General features: G+C 72.8%; 1 protein-coding gene. It reads left to right on the top strand.

Annotation, left to right across the window (positions count from 1 at the left end):
* The coding region (locus L0M85_RS09995) for a glycosyltransferase family 2 protein (RefSeq protein WP_238656958.1) at nucleotides 1-228 on the top strand (228 nt) is incomplete at both ends.

Raw genomic sequence — 228 nt, 5'->3', positions numbered from 1 at the left:
GACGACGGCTCGCCCGACACCTCCGGTGACCTCGCCGAGGAGTTCGCCGCGGGGCGCGAGGGCTGGCGCGTCCTGCACGTCGAGAACGGTGGCCTCGGCCGGGCCCGCCACATCGGCCTCGACGCCGCCACGGCGGACTACGTGACCTTCGTCGACTCCGACGACGTCGTCCCGCGCGACGCCTACGAGCTGATGATGCACGCCATCGAGGCCAGCGGCAGCGACATC

The organism is Streptococcus sp. DFI.7.26, assembly GCF_022240605.1.
Lineage (GTDB): Bacteria > Bacillota > Bacilli > Lactobacillales > Streptococcaceae > Streptococcus > Streptococcus xiaochunlingii.
Note: the sequence above shows the minus strand (reverse complement) of the source record. Positions and strands in the feature narration are given on the sequence as shown.